This window comes from Paenibacillus sp. NPDC057886, assembly GCF_042796655.1.
In the GTDB taxonomy this organism is placed as follows: domain Bacteria; phylum Bacillota; class Bacilli; order Paenibacillales; family Paenibacillaceae; genus Paenibacillus.
This window is the reverse complement of sequence record NZ_JBHVMZ010000003.1, coordinates 368,847-384,511: the sequence shown is the minus strand read 5'-3', so window position 1 is coordinate 384,511 and position 15,665 is coordinate 368,847. Positions and strand designations below refer to the sequence as shown.

At 46.5% G+C, this 15,665-nt stretch carries 15 protein-coding genes; 10 read left to right on the top strand and 5 right to left on the bottom strand.

What is annotated here, in order from left to right:
* Positions 1–632 precede the first annotated feature (632 nt).
* The 3 genes from ACFVQB_RS12335 (at position 633) to ACFVQB_RS12325 (ending at position 3,520) form a co-directional block, all read left to right on the top strand.
* Entirely contained in the window at positions 633–1,079 is a 447-nt protein-coding gene (locus tag ACFVQB_RS12335; RefSeq protein WP_379439728.1) for a helix-turn-helix domain-containing protein, read from the top strand.
* 42 nt (positions 1,080–1,121) lie between these two features.
* The gene (locus ACFVQB_RS12330) at positions 1,122–1,529 is read left to right on the top strand and encodes an ImmA/IrrE family metallo-endopeptidase (protein ID WP_062323893.1); all 408 of its coding nucleotides are present in this window, start codon (positions 1,122–1,124) and stop codon (positions 1,527–1,529) included.
* 191 nt (positions 1,530–1,720) lie between these two features.
* A complete protein-coding gene (locus ACFVQB_RS12325) occupies positions 1,721–3,520 on the top strand; it encodes a 5'-nucleotidase C-terminal domain-containing protein (protein WP_379438901.1) in 1,800 nt (599 codons plus the stop codon).
* A gap of 578 nt (positions 3,521–4,098) precedes the next feature.
* On the opposite strand, the gene ACFVQB_RS12320 is transcribed toward ACFVQB_RS12325, so the two are convergent.
* Positions 4,099–5,868 (bottom strand): proline--tRNA ligase, encoded by a 1,770-nt coding sequence (locus ACFVQB_RS12320; protein WP_379438898.1) that lies wholly within the window; start codon positions 5,866–5,868, stop codon positions 4,099–4,101.
* Between the two features lie 530 nt (positions 5,869–6,398).
* Between ACFVQB_RS12320 and ACFVQB_RS12315 the strand changes: the two genes are divergently transcribed.
* Positions 6,399–7,070 carry a 3'-5' exonuclease gene (locus tag ACFVQB_RS12315; protein WP_379438896.1) on the top strand — a complete coding sequence of 224 codons (672 nt, stop codon included), beginning with the start codon at positions 6,399–6,401 and terminating at the stop codon, positions 7,068–7,070.
* Positions 7,071–7,125: 55 nt separating this feature from the next.
* On the opposite strand, the gene ACFVQB_RS12310 is transcribed toward ACFVQB_RS12315, so the two are convergent.
* From ACFVQB_RS12310 to ACFVQB_RS12300, 3 genes are all read right to left on the bottom strand, one after another.
* Positions 7,126–8,091, bottom strand: coding sequence for a helix-turn-helix transcriptional regulator (locus tag ACFVQB_RS12310; RefSeq protein ID WP_379438893.1), 966 nt, complete (start codon positions 8,089–8,091; stop codon positions 7,126–7,128).
* 162 nt (positions 8,092–8,253) lie between these two features.
* Positions 8,254–8,958: a hypothetical protein gene (locus ACFVQB_RS12305; protein WP_379438890.1), complete on the bottom strand. Its 705-nt coding sequence runs from the start codon at positions 8,956–8,958 to the stop codon at positions 8,254–8,256.
* 207 nt (positions 8,959–9,165) lie between these two features.
* Entirely contained in the window at positions 9,166–9,333 is a 168-nt protein-coding gene (locus tag ACFVQB_RS12300) for a hypothetical protein (protein ID WP_379438888.1), read from the bottom strand.
* Between the two features lie 339 nt (positions 9,334–9,672).
* Here ACFVQB_RS12300 and ACFVQB_RS12295 point away from each other — a divergent pair, with 339 nt between their 5' ends.
* The 6 genes from ACFVQB_RS12295 to queF all read left to right on the top strand — a co-directional run bounded on the left by ACFVQB_RS12295 (position 9,673) and on the right by queF (position 13,750).
* Positions 9,673–10,128 (top strand): hypothetical protein, encoded by a 456-nt coding sequence (locus ACFVQB_RS12295; protein ID WP_379438885.1) that lies wholly within the window; start codon positions 9,673–9,675, stop codon positions 10,126–10,128.
* Positions 10,129–10,146: 18 nt separating this feature from the next.
* Entirely contained in the window at positions 10,147–10,851 is a 705-nt protein-coding gene (locus ACFVQB_RS12290; protein ID WP_379438883.1) for an AIM24 family protein, read from the top strand.
* A 361-nt stretch (positions 10,852–11,212) separates the two neighbouring features.
* Positions 11,213–11,902 (top strand): 7-cyano-7-deazaguanine synthase QueC, encoded by a 690-nt coding sequence (gene queC, locus ACFVQB_RS12285; protein WP_379439725.1) that lies wholly within the window; start codon positions 11,213–11,215, stop codon positions 11,900–11,902.
* Positions 11,899–12,390, top strand: a complete 492-nt coding sequence (gene queD, locus ACFVQB_RS12280; protein WP_379438880.1) for a 6-carboxytetrahydropterin synthase QueD — start codon at positions 11,899–11,901, stop codon at positions 12,388–12,390. Before queC ends, queD begins: the two co-directional genes overlap by 4 nt.
* Entirely contained in the window at positions 12,383–13,135 is a 753-nt protein-coding gene (gene queE, locus ACFVQB_RS12275; RefSeq protein ID WP_379438878.1) for a 7-carboxy-7-deazaguanine synthase QueE, read from the top strand. Before queD ends, queE begins: the two co-directional genes overlap by 8 nt.
* 123 nt (positions 13,136–13,258) lie before the next feature.
* Positions 13,259–13,750, top strand: a complete 492-nt coding sequence (queF, locus tag ACFVQB_RS12270; protein WP_379438876.1) for a preQ(1) synthase — start codon at positions 13,259–13,261, stop codon at positions 13,748–13,750.
* 110 nt (positions 13,751–13,860) lie between these two features.
* Here the strand turns inward: queF and ACFVQB_RS12265 are convergent, their stop codons facing one another.
* A complete protein-coding gene (locus ACFVQB_RS12265; RefSeq protein WP_379438874.1) occupies positions 13,861–15,630 on the bottom strand; it encodes an acid phosphatase in 1,770 nt (589 codons plus the stop codon).
* Positions 15,631–15,665 lie beyond the last annotated feature (35 nt).

Here is a 15,665-nt window from a genome sequence, read left to right as displayed (position 1 = left end):
TCATCTCATCTTTATTAGAGTTATCCAGTTCTCTGAAATAGTAACGGCATTTTTCAAGTTTTTCCTGTTGCCTTTTGGAATCAACCAAAGTCAGCTATGAAGCAGGAATATTCCATTTTCCCCATCATCCAACTTGTCTCAACTTTACATTTCGTTCGCATATTGTTCGTATTTCTATTTGAGGATACCACTTTCTGGGGATAGACGTAAACCTTCATTTTGGGTCGTTTTAACTATAAAATAAAACCCTCGCTCTCATTTCCTTTACCTTTTGGCATAATTATTTCATATCCCTTTACCTAATGGTATATATACGATATAGTACAGATAATTAAAGATCCTCGTATAAGTCATTTGATTTTTATAAAGAAGCTACTCCGTTTTGGACGATGGGCTAGAAGTATGGTCACGCGCATACGTAGTGAAGGAGACGGAATCGATTCTGAAGAAGCGAAGCGTTCGCCTTTATCCCCGGATTTCTCCCTTTAGAAAATGAAATAGGAAATCCGGGGATAACAGCGATCAAAAGAACGATCCGAATCCGGAACGGGCATAGAACGCACATCTACCTCCCCCTTCCAACTGTCTTCTTTATAATTCAAGCACTTGTACGAATCAAAGGAGTGGCATGAATTGTGGAGCACGCTTTTGGTCCTTATCTGAAACAACTGCGCGAGCAACAGGGATACAGCATCAATCAGCTCGCCGAAGCAGCAGGAATCAGCAACTCGCAAATTTCACGCATTGAGAATGGGGTTCGCGGTGTTCCCAAGCCTGCTACCATCCGCAAAATCTCCGACGCACTCTCGGTTCCCTACGCGAATATGATGAAACAGGCTGGATATCTGGAAGCCGCAAATACAACAAGTGGACTCCATGACGCTCCAGAATGGGCAACTTACAAGGACCGTCGAGACTTCAAAAGGATGCTCGAGGACGAGGATGATCTGATGTTTGACGGCATCCCGCTGGATGATGAGGATAAGAAACGAATCAAGGATGTCCTGACAGGTCTGTTCTGGGAAGCCAAACAGATGAACAAACGCAAAAAAACGAACGATCCGGACAAGCGCCCATGAAGCATTTCAAGCTGAACAAAATAAAGCAGCAGGTGAGATGATATGGATGACATTGTAACAAAGCTGATTCGAAAACACCGGACAAACTGCCCTTTCAGCATTGCCAGAGCCATTGGAATACAGATCCGGTTCACCAATCTGGGCAAGTCTACCAAAGGACTGTATTTCCGAAAGCTCCGTCGCAGATTTATCGTCATTCACAATGATTTACCGCCGGAATGGCAGCGTTTCGTGTGTGCCCATGAACTTGGACATGACCGATTGCACAAAGGCATAAACCGGTTCTTTCTGGAGGAACACTCCTATTTTGCCCCAGGCAAGCTGGAAAGACAGGCCAATCGTTTTGCCATACAGCTTCTAACTTCAGGGGTGATGCCTGAGCCGGATGAATCACTGGAGAAATTTTGTTTACGTACTGGACTGCCACGTGAAGTGCAGCATTTTTTTTAGTCTTTTTAAGAACGTATGTTCCTTTTGAATGAAGTTCTCTCTCATTCTTCCACTATGAAAATCAGATGTCACTTTCAGGTTACCTATTTTTACGTGAATCACGAGATTTCCTAATAATAGTCTGGTAAAATACAACATGAGTTGTGCAAACGCTCAGGTAGATTATTATTTTTGGGAGGTTACTGATTCATATGAAAATCTGGAAGACTTATGTTTCACTTGTGCTAACGCTCTGTCTGCTGTTTGGCAGTGTAGGCATTGCCGCTGCTGCAACGGATACTACTCCGGGCACAGGTAAGCACATTACTATTCTACATACGAATGACACGCACGCACGCGCAGTTGAGTCCTCACCTGCGATGGGTTTCGCCAAAGTTGCTGGAATTGCGGACAAATACCGTAGCGAAAACCCAAATACCCTCTTGCTGGATGCCGGAGATGCAGTGCATGGTACAACCTTTGCTACACTCGTTAACGGTGAGAGCATTGTCAAAGTAATGAACGAAATCGGTTATCAGGCGATTGTACCGGGTAACCACGAATTCAACTACGGTTCCGAGCGCCTCATCGAACTTGCGGATATGATGAACTTCCCCATGCTCAGTGCCAATGTGAAAAAGAAAGACGGAACTCGTCTCTTCGATCCTTACCTCATTAAAGAAGTAGACGGCGTGAAGATTGGTATCATTGCGCTGACTACACCGGAAACGATGTACAAAACGAATCCGAAAAATGTGGAAGGTCTTGATATTACAGACCCAACTGCGGAAGCCAAAGTGCTCGTGAACGAAATTCGCAGCAAAGTAGATGTTGTTGTTGTATTGGGACACCTTGGACAAGACGCGTCCAGCACCGATACTAGCTTTAAAGTTGTAAAAGAAGTGCCTGGCATTGATGTATTCATCGACGGTCACAGCCATACAGTTCTGCAAGATGGACTTGTATCCGATAACGGAACATTGATCGCCAGCGCTGGAGAGTATACAAACTTTGTAGGCGTGATCGACCTGTGGGTTGATGGCGGCAAAGTAACGAAAAAACAAGCAACTCTGATTGATGAAACTGAAGCAAAAAACATCAAACCGAATGAGAAAGTTGCCGCATTGGTGAACTCCATTCAGAAAGAACAAGAACCCATTCTGAAAGAAGAAGTAGCCAATACAGCGATTCTGCTGGATGGCAAACGTGAACAAGTACGCGCAGGTGAAACTAACCTGGGTGACCTGCTGGCAGATGCCATCCGTGACATCAGCAAAGCCGACATCGCACTCACAAACGGTGGCGGTATTCGTTCTTCCATTGAAAAAGGTATCGTAACTAAAGGGGATATTATTACTGTACTTCCTTTTGGTAATCAGGTTGTAACGCTTGAAGTAAAAGGCTCTGATGTACTCGCAGCCCTTGAAAATGGTGTCGGATCTTATCCGGAACCAAGTGGTGGATTCCCACAAGTATCCGGCATGACATTCAGCATTGATTCTTCCGCTGCAAAAGGTAGTCGTGTACACTCCGTCATGATCGGAGATAAAGCTCTTGATCCGAAAGCAACGTACACAATGGCTACGAATGATTTCACTGCTGTTGGTGGTGACGAGTACACGATGTTTACGAAATACACAACGTCAGGCATGTACGGAGCCATGGATGAAGCGTTGATCGGATACATGCAAAAACTGGGCGCTGTAGAAATCAAAACAGACGGCCGAATCAAGGAAGCAAAAGCTCCTGCGGTTGAACCGGAAGCACCGGTAACGGAAACACCAGCACCAACTACACCGAAACCAGAGACTCCAAAACCAGAAACACCGACGAAACCGACGCCAAGCAAACCAGCTCCAGCCAAAGTGCATGTTGTAAAATCCGGAGATTCCCTGTATTCCATCTCCAAACAATACGGTACAACTTGGCAAGCTCTGCAAAAGCTGAATAAGATCAAAAATCCACACTGGATTTATCCAGGTCAACAATTGAAACTGCCTGCAGCCTCTTAAGTTCAGAGACGAGCAGATAGTTTAATTCAAAGAAAGGGTGTCCCTAGCCATAACCGGCTGATGGACACCCTTTCTATTTTACCAATCAATCACATCAATAAACGGTTACCTAACGATGTTCGACACTCCCGTTTACCTGAACATAGCTTTGCTGCAAAAAATAAATCCCAGGATGCACTCTGAGAAATCACTTTATTGCTTGTCTCCAACCGCGGACTATAGAAGAAATCCCCATAATTGCCACTCTCATGCGGATATTTCACATTTGAATCGACATGCTTTTCGTCCACCTTTTGCATATTTGCACATGCACACGTTACGGGTACACCACGTCTGAAGCTCTTATGGACAAACCTGTTGTATACAGAATACAATTTTTCAATTTCTAGTTACTTTGTATGATAATACGCAAATATTGTTGCATCCTTATATGACTATAGCCCTCTTTTTAACGCTTTAACCCGTTACATAACCACAAACATCTCTTACCGCATAATATCCGGACCTATTATACATCGTTCTATTATATAGAGACACGTAGCATAGTTCCATAAGGATGAGTGTTTTTTAATTCCGGACTATAGCTGTTCCTTCACCTGACTTACAGCCTCTTGTGCTGTCATACTGATCCGTTTGGATTCACCTTGTGCTGCAAGAACATGCGATCCAAATTCCACCTGTCCATCTGCCGCACCTCGACCAATTACAATCTGGACAGGCAAACCAATCAATTCCGAATCCTTGAACTTCACTCCTGGCCGTTCATCACGATCATCGATCAGTACGCTGTATCCGGCATCTACTAGTTGTTGTTCCAGTTCCAGCGTGAGCTCGCGTTGCTGCTCATCCTTCCAGCTCATTGGAATCAGATGTACATGATAAGGTGCGATGACTGCTGGCCAACGGATGCCATCCTCTCTGGCATATTGTTCAGCAATAGCGGCCATCAGACGAGACACACCGATACCGTAACAACCCATTACAGGTGCGCACTGCCGACCATTGCGATCCAGGAAGGATGCTCCCATAGCGTCACTGTACTTGGTTCCCAGTTTGAAGATATGCCCCACTTCTATTCCTTTTGTGAATACAAGCGATTCTCCACAGGTTGGGCAGCCGTCGCCTTCAGCAGCGAAACGGATTCGATCTACTTTGTCCAAAGCAAAATCTTTACCCGGAACTACATTCGAATAGTGTACATCGACTTCATTCGCTCCTGTAATGGCACGTTCCATTGCAGCTACATCCGCATCTACTACAATCGGCAGATCCAGTCCAATAGGACCCAGGAAGCCTACAGTTAATTTCGGATGACTCGCAAGGGCAGTTTCATCAGCCAGAATCAGCTCCTTTGCACCCAATACCTGCTTCAGCGCAATATCATTCACTTCATGATCCCCACGAACAAGTGCAGCGACCAGTTGACCATCAGCCTGATAAAGCAATGTTTTGATCATATGCTGGGCATCCTCACCCACAAAGGCGCTTAACTCATTGATCGTACGTACTCCTGGCGTTTGGATACGAACCAAGGTATCCCCTTCGGCTTTCACATCAGCTTTATCAACCGAATTTAGGTCAGCAGAAGTATCTGCTGGTCCTGAATGATTAGCAGAAGATTCAGAAGTCTGATATCCTGCCTTCTCCAGATTTGCGGCATATCCACAATGCTTGCAGGTTACAATCGTATCTTCTCCCACATCGGCAAGTGCCATGAATTCATGGGTCTCCCCCTGACCACCAATGGTGCCTGCATCGGCTTCCACTCGAATATATTCGAGTCCACAACGCTCCAAAATGCGTGAATATGCGGTATTCATCGCCTGATAGGTGCGATCCAGCTCTTCCCAATCGGAAGCAAAAGAGTACGCATCCTTCATGATAAACTCCCGTCCACGCAGCAATCCAAATCTTGGACGACGTTCATCTCTGAATTTGGTTCCAATCTGATAAAGTGTAAACGGCAGCTTCCGATAGGAATTCACCTCGTCACGAGCCAGTGCAGTCACAACTTCTTCATGGGTTGGGCCCAGGGCGAATTCTCTTGCATGGCGGTCCTTCAGACGCATAAGCTCAGGGCCATACTGCGTATATCTTCCGGATTCTTCCCATAGCTCAGCCGGCTGCATAATGGGCAGCAGTACTTCCTGACATCCTGCACGGTCCATTTCTTCCCGAACGATACGCTCGACATTCAGCAAGATACGACGCCCCAATGGGAGGTAACTGTATATCCCTGCTGCGAGTTGGCGAATCATACCCGAGCGCAATAACCAACGATGTCCTGCTGCATCTGCCTCTGCTGGTGCTTCACGTAATGTTGGAACAAGCATTTCACTTTGACGCATCTTGTTACACCCCTTATCCTTCTGATCGTTATTGTAAATCAGGTTATAAACAGCAAAAAAACACATTCGTCAAGGGACGAATGTGTCGTGGTACCACCCTTATTTAACTGCACTTTGCCGGCTGACCTGACTTCAAATCATCAAGGCATTCGCTATAAAACCGGTTCTCCGTTTGCAACCTATGCAAAACGTGAACACGCAGTCCTTCAGGGCATAACGGGCCCATCCGGCGAAGGTTACAGGCCGTTCGGGCCTTCTCCTCCGCAGCTCGCGAGGTAGGAATAACGAAACAGCAACAGAAACCTTGCACTAAGTGGTTTCCTCTCTGATGAAGCTGGCTAACGTAATTGTGTCCTCGTTGATCGCTGTTATCATTTTGATCACCATAGTGTATTTACAAGAGATTGTCAACCACGCTGTTGCCAGCTTTACGTTAAAATGAATTGCTGAGCGATGGCTGACATGGCCGTGCGTTCCCTGTAATATAGAGAAATAGAAACCATGTATTAATTGATAAAGGAGTTTGTCCTATGCCATATATTATTTACGATCTTGAATTCACAGTAAGTCGCAATACACGTTACTCTTCTGAAATTATAGATATTGGTGCCGTCAAAGTAACGGAAGGTGCGAACGGTCTGTACGTATCGGACACGTTCCACACTTATGTTCGTCCATCCAATAAATCGGTGCTGTCCGCCGATACGATTCAGTTTACGGGTATTACGCAGAAAGACATCGACGCAGCCCCTCTTTTTCCGGAAGCGCTGAATCAATTTATTGCCTGGATGGGAAATGAAACCTATTACATGTGCTCCTGGGGACCGGATGACCGCACCAAACTGATCTCTCATTGTCGCACTCATCAGCTCGATGTAGCCTGGATCACCAACCACAATGATCTTCAGCAACAATGGTCGCGCACGGTGCGCAAAGAAGGAAAGTTTCGTCAGCTTGGACTCGCTCAGGCTCTTGAACTGTGCGGTATTGAATTTGATGGTACCCAGCACCGCGCTTTGGATGATGCCATTAATACAGCCAAAGTATTCATGCATCAATTTGAACAATTCAACCTGGAAACGAATTGCGCCGCAGATGATGAGGGCATCACATCCAAAGTGGTCTATTCCAGCAGTGCAGAAGATGACGAGAAGGATTCCCCTTTCGGTAACCTTGCACACCTGTTTAAAACCAAAGAATAATTGAATACGACTGCATGTTGAACAAAGGCAGACCAGCCATGATTTGCACTGAAGTTCAGTTGTAGATCTCCCTCCAACGTTCCAGACGTTCTTTCATCATGAGGCGGTATTTCTCAGGTTCCAGAATTTCGGCATCGGGTCCATATTGAGATAACCAGGTTATAAACCCTTGCTCATCACTCAATATGGCCTCAAACAACAACGTGCCTTCCGGTTCGATCGTCAAGATGGGGCGTGCAAAAAACTGTTCCTGCATGACACGCTCCACAGCTTGCGGCGAAAATCTGATCTTGAATGCAGTCCACTCCGTACTGCCGCTAAGTTCCCGTGGCGTACGGAAGTGAGATTGTAAAAGGTAATCATCTTTGCGGAACGTGCGTGGCAAAATTCGAACCCTGTGCAAACGATTCACTTGAAATATTCTAAGTTTCTCTGACAAGTGACAATACCCCAATAGATCAAATCGGTATTCACGAGGAATAAGACAGTAGGGATCCATTCGCATAATCCCCTTTTTACCTTGAAACAGATATTCTCCTTCAATAGTGTTCTGGGAAATCCCGGCCTGAAGCAACGTCACCAGTGAATGATTCAAAATTTCGGTACTTTCATTTTGCCAAGCAGATGTACCGACTTTGAACAACCCGCTAATTTGCTCAGACCATTCCACTCGCTCTGTTTTGTTTTTCTGACTCGAAGCAACCACTTTCTCATACGCGCTCTCAAAAGCAGGCTTCAGCAACGGACGAATATTATGCATGACTTCTGCCAGGTGCATAAAGGCTTGAGCTTCTTCATCAGACCAATTCAGCGGATACATGGCAAAATGGCTGATAAACATGTATCCTCTCCCGTGTCCCATATTGGCGATAGGGATATGCATTGCACTGAGGGCCTCCATGTCGCGGTATATCGTCCTTTCCGTTGTCTCGCACCGCTCGGCAAGCTCACGGGCCAGAATACCCGGCTTGGCCTGCACAAGAGTTATAATGCGCATTAATCGGATCAGTCGGTCTGTCATTTTGCCGGACCCTCCACGATGTTGTTTCAATAAATTCGATACAACTCCATCCATTTTTTTATTATTATGTTGTTTAGTACATTCGACTTATTCCTTGACTTCACCTTCAAAAAATTATGTAGATACATTCCTTTCCATACCAACATCCCTAGTTCTTTATCCCTATTCACCTAACATCGTTTTTCCGCGATTATGAACCTTGGAATTAAAAGTAATCCCGTAATGGTGCCGAAGTTTCTCCAAAATTTCGGCTTCCGCATAATAATCCAGATCTTGTCTGCGAGCCGCTTCAATTAACAGTGCATCTGCATGACGACGCAGCATGTCACTGCCCTCTTGTGTACGACCTCTTTCATAAGCGCGCAAAGCTTGTTTAATCAGAGGAACGGTTTCGTTTAATTTGATCGTCTTCTCTACCTTGGGATCTTCCGGCTGGCGCAGCATGCCCAGATGACTGGTGTACTGAATATACAACTGTTCTCTTCGCAGCAGCACTCTCTGGCTTTGTTTCAATTTTCGCGTACTCCAATAAGCAGAACATACGGCACTTTTCCCCGATACACGAGGTCCCATGGCGAATTCGAGTAAGATTTGTTTACTCTCTCCCTTATACACATCTCCTAGTCTTAGAACCCAACCGATATCCGTTTCTTTGGAACGACAGCCATAGATACCCTTGAGCTGAATTCCAAATTCTGGTTTGAGCAAAAGTTCCAAGTCTCTCGACACAATTTTGGGTGCTATTTTCCTGAGTCTTTTGGCAGGGGCTCCGTTACGCCACTCTACCATCATATATACGGGGTCCGCTCCCCCTGTCGGTATGGCCTCTCTATTCCACGAATAAGATACTTCAAAGACTGAGTTCACTGGTAGTCTCTCCCCCGATTTATATGTATTATCTTCTAAGTTATCAGGGTAAATGGACACTATATTGTCACGGAACATATGTTCGCAGGAAATTTTTCCATAATATTAGTTTCTCGCCCCTAAATCCGTGAAATTACGACAATAAACGACGAAAAAGCTTGGCAGTATGCCAAGCTTTTAGACCACTTTTATATGACAAGTCCTAACTTAAATCGTAGAAGTATTCAATCCCATTTTGTGTGAATTTTGTATAGAATCAGGTTCTGTGATTGGAGCATAAGTAATACTGTCGATAATCAATTCACGCCCAATCGGCTCACCATTTACAGTAATCATAATCGTTTTGGTTGTTGCAGCTTGTTTAGTTGTGTACATATGTTTCTACTCCTTCGTATTCACGATCTTCATAAAAATCGGATATATTGATTTCACTCATTAAATTACAAATTTCGTTAATATGAATAGCAGGCACACGGAACTGAAGTAAAAGAATGAGGTCAAGACCGTCCGGAGTGCTCCCTGTCCTTCTATTACCCCGACGTTCTTAAAATTAAACAGTTGTCCACATGTATTGATTTATTCTCAAATAGGGTAATTAAAACTACATCATCTTGAACCCATTGTCCCGGTTTTGACGTATAATGTAAGAGCCGTATTTCAACAAATAACGACGAAATCGACAAACGATTATGTAACCGAAAGAAGGTGCCATTCATGCCAAAATCCATTCAGGGTTATTTCATTCGGGTGTTATTCACCACATGTGTATTGTTTACTGTTTCTTTGACTTCAACAGTCAGTGCAGCAAATGCCAATATATTCTCCGATATCTATAGTGGTTGGGAACGAGTCTCCGAGCTTCCTGGAGAAGTGAACGCCTTGCAGGAAAGCTATAAACAGACACTGGAGCAATTGAATCAGACCTCTACGCAATTGGGACAAGCCCAGGCGAATGTCGAAGCATTCAAGGCCCAGAACGAGTTGCTGCTGGCGCAAAACGAAAAACTGACCGACATGGTGAGCAAGCTGCAAAATGATCAGGATGCCAAAACGGCAACTGCCAAACGCATTCAAACGATGATTATCACAGCCGTTTCACTCATATTGGGATACTTCATTCTGATTCGGGTGATGCGCTGGGGAATGCGTCGCCGTTCAGGCCGAGTATAAAAGAACAGGAGCAACCGCATGCACATACACCTGAATAATGCCGAAGCTGGCGGAGCCGGACAAGTGGTCACGTTCTCGTTGATCCAGGACGACCGCCTGCATATCCTCCACCCCCAGCAAATTGTCGCTTTTCGCGGCCCAAGCAGCAGTCGCAATGATAAATTTATGAATATTTCAGGTATCTATCGCAAAAAAAAGCTGATCAAATCCGAAATTACCGGCCCTTGTCAATTTGTGGCCGCCCTGCCTCCCGGATTCACCATGAAGGAAGTTGAACTGAGCGAGAACAGCGATCTGCTGTACGACTTCCGCCACCTTTTTTTCTACGCTGACGGCGTCACGATGCATACCAAAATTCAGAAAATCAAAAACATGCTGATTACCCGGGATGCCGTGAAAATGAAGTTTTCTGGTAAAGGCAAAATTGGATTGCTGACACAAGGTCAGGTCTGCCAGCAGGAACTGCACCCTACTGCACCACTATACGTGGATGCAGGCAGCATTATCGCCTATCCCGAGAACGCGCAGCTTGAACTTACCGTATATGGGAACAACCTTGCCAGCCAGCATATGAACTACCATTGGAAGATGACAGGACATGGCTCTGTACTCTTTCAGGCCGGACGTGAAAACCATAGACTGGAACAGGATATGAATGATGAAGGCTTATTTAAGCGCATTCTGAAGGAAGTCATTCCTTTTGGAAATGTATTGATCAAATAAGTCCAGATGACATTCGGCTCGGTTTTAAATGGGTTCTCATGGAAAGCATGCTCACTATCCTAGAATTGTGTTATACTGTATCGGACAATTGAAGAAGAAAATCCATGCCTAAGGCATGGGAGAGGTTCGCGAACTCCCTCTATAAGACTCGACCTTCATTAAGGTCAAAATAGTCTTGCGTACATTTTGGTAACAACGTACGTAAAAAACTAAGGACACTAGATCGTGCCTGCTTTTTTGAAGCAGCCTGCGAGAAGGTGTGTTTTTTGATGGATGCCAGTTCATGAACTTCTCTGTTCTTCCGACACTCTGTGCCTATGTGCATGGATTGATCTTAAGAAGATGGAGAGGTTTTTTTATGTTGAACGAAGAAAAAGCAGTCGTTGTATTCAGCGGTGGTCAGGACAGTACGACTTGTTTGTTCTGGGCCAAACAGCAATTTGCCGAGGTTGAGGTGGTTACCTTCGATTACGGCCAGCGTCACAAGCTGGAGATTGAATGCGCCGCAGAGATCGCTCGCGATCTGGGTGTACAGCAAACGGTACTGGACATGAGTTTGTTAAACCAGCTCGCACCCAATGCACTCACCCGTACGGATGTGGAGATTACACATGAAGAAGGCGAATTGCCAAGTACGTTTGTCGATGGGCGGAATCTGCTGTTCCTCAGTTTTGCGGCCATTATGGCGAAGCAAAAAGGGGCTCGTCACCTCGTCACAGGTGTATGCGAAACGGATTTCAGCGGTTACCCGGATTGTCGGGATTCGTTTGTGAAATCGATGAATGTTACGCTGAATCTGTCCATGGACTACCCGTTTGTCATTCACACCCCACTGATGTGGCTGGACAAAGCCCAGACATGGAAAATGGCGGATGATCTTGGAGCCTTCGATTATGTACGCGAACGTACACTGACCTGTTATAACGGGATTATCGGCGATGGCTGCGGAGAATGTCCTGCCTGCAAACTGCGCAAAGCCGGGCTGGATCGTTATGTGGAGCAACGCACTCATTCTGCTTCAGCTGGAACTGCGGGAGCGGACGTACGATGAGAGAGCCGGGAACATTCCGTATTGTGGAGCGGTTGCAGCGGATTGGGGAAGATATTCTTCCTGCACAGCTTCGCTATCATCGCAAACGTGTGCTGGTCAGCAAGGAGTTTACGTTTGACGCGGCACATCACCTGCATTGTTATGAAGGCAAGTGCAAGAACTTGCACGGGCATACGTATAAAGTTGTTTTTGGCATTAGCGGTTATCCGGGTGAGACCGGACTGACAGTTGATTTTGGACATATCAAGGATATATGGAAAACACAAATTGAAGGGTATCTGGATCATCAGTATTTGAACGAAACCCTTCCCCTCATGAACACGACAGCTGAAAATATGGTCGTCTGGTTGTTCGAGCAGATGGAACATGCCTTGCAGACCGAACCGTATGCCACACTGACCGAAGGTGGTCGAACAGAGTTTGTCCGCTTATACGAGACACCGACCAGTTACGCCGAGGCCAGACGGGAGTGGATGATTGATGAGTAGTGTGGAACGGGGCAAAGAGGCACGGATTCCTGTGATGGAGATTTTTGGCCCTACGGTTCAAGGTGAAGGTATGGTTATTGGGCAGAAAACGATGTTCGTCCGCACCGCGGGCTGCGATTATCGCTGCTCCTGGTGTGACTCGGCCTTTACCTGGGACGGCAGCGGCAAGGACCTAATTCGGATGATTACGCCGGAGGACGTGTGGGAGGAATTGCGCCGCGTTGGCGGCTCGCGCTTCTCCCATGTGACCATCTCAGGCGGCAACCCTGCCCTGCTCGCTTCGCTGGGCGGATTGGTTAAGCTGCTTCGGGAGAACGGCATCCGCACCGCGGTAGAAACGCAGGGCTCCCGTTGGCAGTCTTGGCTGGCGGACATTGACGAAGTCACCGTCTCGCCCAAGCCTCCCAGCTCAGGCATGAACACCGACTGGGCTGTGCTGGATGATCTGATCGGCCGACTGGCTGCTCGCCCGGTGGAACGAAGCCACAGTCTGAAGATCGTAATTTTCGATGAGACAGACTTGGACTATGCCCGCCGTGTGCATGCACGGTATCCGGGCACGGATTTATTTTTGCAGACCGGGAACCCGGATGTCACTTCTGCCGACACCCCAGATCTGGCGTCTTCGTTGCTTGCCCGTTATGAGTGGCTGATTGACCAAGTCAGTGCATCCGATGATCTCAACGACGTTCGTGTGCTGCCACAGCTGCATACCCTTGTGTGGGGCAACAAACGCGGCGTCTGATGGGCTATATGGGCGGAATGGGCAGCATGATGTAATTTTGGGAACATGCAGAGGCTAAGATGGCCTATCATATATACCGGTAAGCTTCGTGCAGCGCCGGAACTAAAGGAGCGTTTACGAATCATGAGACAACCTGATGAAATGCAAGATTTGACGTTGCTGGGTAACCAGGCCGTAAAATATACGTTTGAATATGATCCGGGAATTCTGGAAAACTTCGATAACAAACACCCGTACCGGGATTATTTTGTCAAATTCAACTGCCCGGAGTTCACCAGCCTGTGCCCGATTACAGGTCAGCCGGACTTTGCTACCATTTATATCAGCTACATCCCTGATGTGAAAATGGTGGAGAGCAAGTCACTTAAGCTGTACCTATTCAGCTTCCGCAACCATGGAGATTTCCACGAGGATTGTGTCAACATTATCATGAACGACCTGATCAAGCTGATGGACCCACGCTTCATTGAAGTGTGGGGTAAATTCACGCCGCGTGGCGGCATTTCCATCGACCCGTATACCAACTACGGCAAACCAGGTACGAAGTACGAACAAATGGCTGAGCACCGCATGATGAATCATGATATGTATACAGAAACGATTGATAATCGTTAATCGATAGTTCATCTATCCTGCTATGTATAAAATAAAATCATAAAATGCACAAAAGCCGGACTCTTCAATCTGAAGAAGTTCGGCTCTTTGTTTTTAGTATGTTAGATGCGTTATTTCATTACTTTCAACTGAATGTTATCTGCTTTGTAAATCACGCTAACTTTGACATGGCTAGACAGACCGGAAACTTCCACCGAAGAGAACGTTCCGACCCGTTTATCAAATGTCACAATCGTAGCGTTATCGTCAGGAACGTATCCATCTGTGAAATTCAGGTGCAATTTGCCACCAAGCGTTGCTGTTTTCGTGATGTTAAGTACATCGGTTTTATCTGCAAGGTTCAGTTCAAGCGTTCCTTTGGAGGATTGTGTAAAGTTTCCACCGATTACGAATTGCCCCTTCACATCCTCGGCAACCGTTCCTCCATTGTTGGTTACACTCGCTTTACCAAAGGCCGTTTTCGATCCACCCTCGAGGGTTCCCTGATCAACCTGTGTGCCGCCTGTATACGTGTTATTGCCTTGCAGCGTCAATGTTCCTGTGCCCTTCTTCGTCAGCTTTCCTTCACCAGAGATATTATTGCGCCATTGATCTTTGGCATTGAAACCACCTTTGGCCGCATCCATAGTAACTGTAACGTTACCGTTAAAGGCACCATAACCATCTGCTGCGGCAAACAGATTCAGACGCCCCCAGCCTTCTGCGTCATCCAGTACCGGATAACCGGACGGCAATCCTGTTGTAGCCAACACTTCACGACGCTGTGTATCGTTGAGGTAAGGCTGGCGGGTTTCAAGTAACACTTCCGCACCTTTTGGCACAATCATTGGCTCTGTTTTTGAACCGATTTGTTTAAATCCAAACGTTAAACGTTCGGTATATTCTTTTTTATTAGCTGCGTAGTCGCTGTATTCATCTGTTGCAGTGCCCTTGTCGGATAACAATACGCTATGTGCTTCCTCATACGCCGCCTGCTTCAATTCAGCATTAGCTGGGTCTGACAAAATGGCCGCGGATAAAGCCGTTGCCAGCACCCGCCCACCAATGACATCCAAGGGGGAATGCATTCCTGCGATAACACGGCTCTCCCCAAGCTCGGAAGCACGAGTCAGCAGTTCCTGATAACGCTCAGGTGTCGCGTAAGCAAAAGCAAAGGCGCTAAGGAAAGCGGCATTGGTATGACCACTCGGAAATCCTCCGTCTTTCTCCGCATCAGCATTTTGTACAGGGAGGAGCGTGTTGACAACAAGTGAGTTGTCTACCCAGCGAAACGGCCGCGGGTAACTAAAATATGTTTTGGATGGATTGGTGGAAGAGTAGTCTCCACGCAGGGTGTTAACCAGGCTCACCATTTTACCAAGACTCGAATCAGGGTTACCTGCATTGTTGCCCTCATCACTATATTTTGTAGTCAATGCGTCGGCAGCAACATCCTTGATTGTTGTGTTGGCTTCCGCTTTGGAGCGATATGTATCTGCATAGGGTCCGAAACCATCAATAACACTATAGCTCTGACTTCTGCGGTCATCCAGATAGGCTGATTCGGCCTCACTCGCCGTGCGGCGCATGTACGTGTTGAATACTTTGCGAATATTAAGGTCGAGCACGCTTGCATTCAGTTTGGTTCCTGTGTCCCAGGTTTCCCCCGTTTTCCATAACTGCGAGAAGCCCGAGAGCACGCCAAGAGCCGGATTGGACTCCGGTGTTTGGTTATCCGCTTTATTATTTTTGTACGTGTCCACAAAATATCCCCATGCTGGTGCCGGTGCAGGCGATACGTCTGTAGAAGCTGCCGCACTTGCGTAACTGCCTCCCACAGAAGTTAGTAGCAAGGGTACAGCCAGTAGAGCAACGGATGCCTGTTTCTTGAGTGATTTCATTTTTCTGATCAATCCTCTCTAGTCTTCTTGAAACC

Coding starts and splice junctions, on each gene's coding strand:
- ACFVQB_RS12330 (WP_062323893.1), top strand. CDS start 1,122: ATGGATGACATTGTAACAAAGCTGATTCGAAAACACCGGACAAACTGC.
- ACFVQB_RS12325 (WP_379438901.1), top strand. CDS start 1,721: ATGAAAATCTGGAAGACTTATGTTTCACTTGTGCTAACGCTCTGTCTG.
- ACFVQB_RS12320 (WP_379438898.1), bottom strand. CDS start 5,868: ATGCGTCAAAGTGAAATGCTTGTTCCAACATTACGTGAAGCACCAGCA.
- ACFVQB_RS12315 (WP_379438896.1), top strand. CDS start 6,399: ATGCCATATATTATTTACGATCTTGAATTCACAGTAAGTCGCAATACA.
- ACFVQB_RS12310 (WP_379438893.1), bottom strand. CDS start 8,091: ATGACAGACCGACTGATCCGATTAATGCGCATTATAACTCTTGTGCAG.
- ACFVQB_RS12300 (WP_379438888.1), bottom strand. CDS start 9,333: ATGTACACAACTAAACAAGCTGCAACAACCAAAACGATTATGATTACT.
- ACFVQB_RS12295 (WP_379438885.1), top strand. CDS start 9,673: ATGCCAAAATCCATTCAGGGTTATTTCATTCGGGTGTTATTCACCACA.
- ACFVQB_RS12290 (WP_379438883.1), top strand. CDS start 10,147: ATGCACATACACCTGAATAATGCCGAAGCTGGCGGAGCCGGACAAGTG.
- queD (WP_379438880.1), top strand. CDS start 11,899: ATGAGAGAGCCGGGAACATTCCGTATTGTGGAGCGGTTGCAGCGGATT.
- queE (WP_379438878.1), top strand. CDS start 12,383: ATGAGTAGTGTGGAACGGGGCAAAGAGGCACGGATTCCTGTGATGGAG.
- queF (WP_379438876.1), top strand. CDS start 13,259: ATGAGACAACCTGATGAAATGCAAGATTTGACGTTGCTGGGTAACCAG.
- ACFVQB_RS12265 (WP_379438874.1), bottom strand. CDS start 15,630: ATGAAATCACTCAAGAAACAGGCATCCGTTGCTCTACTGGCTGTACCC.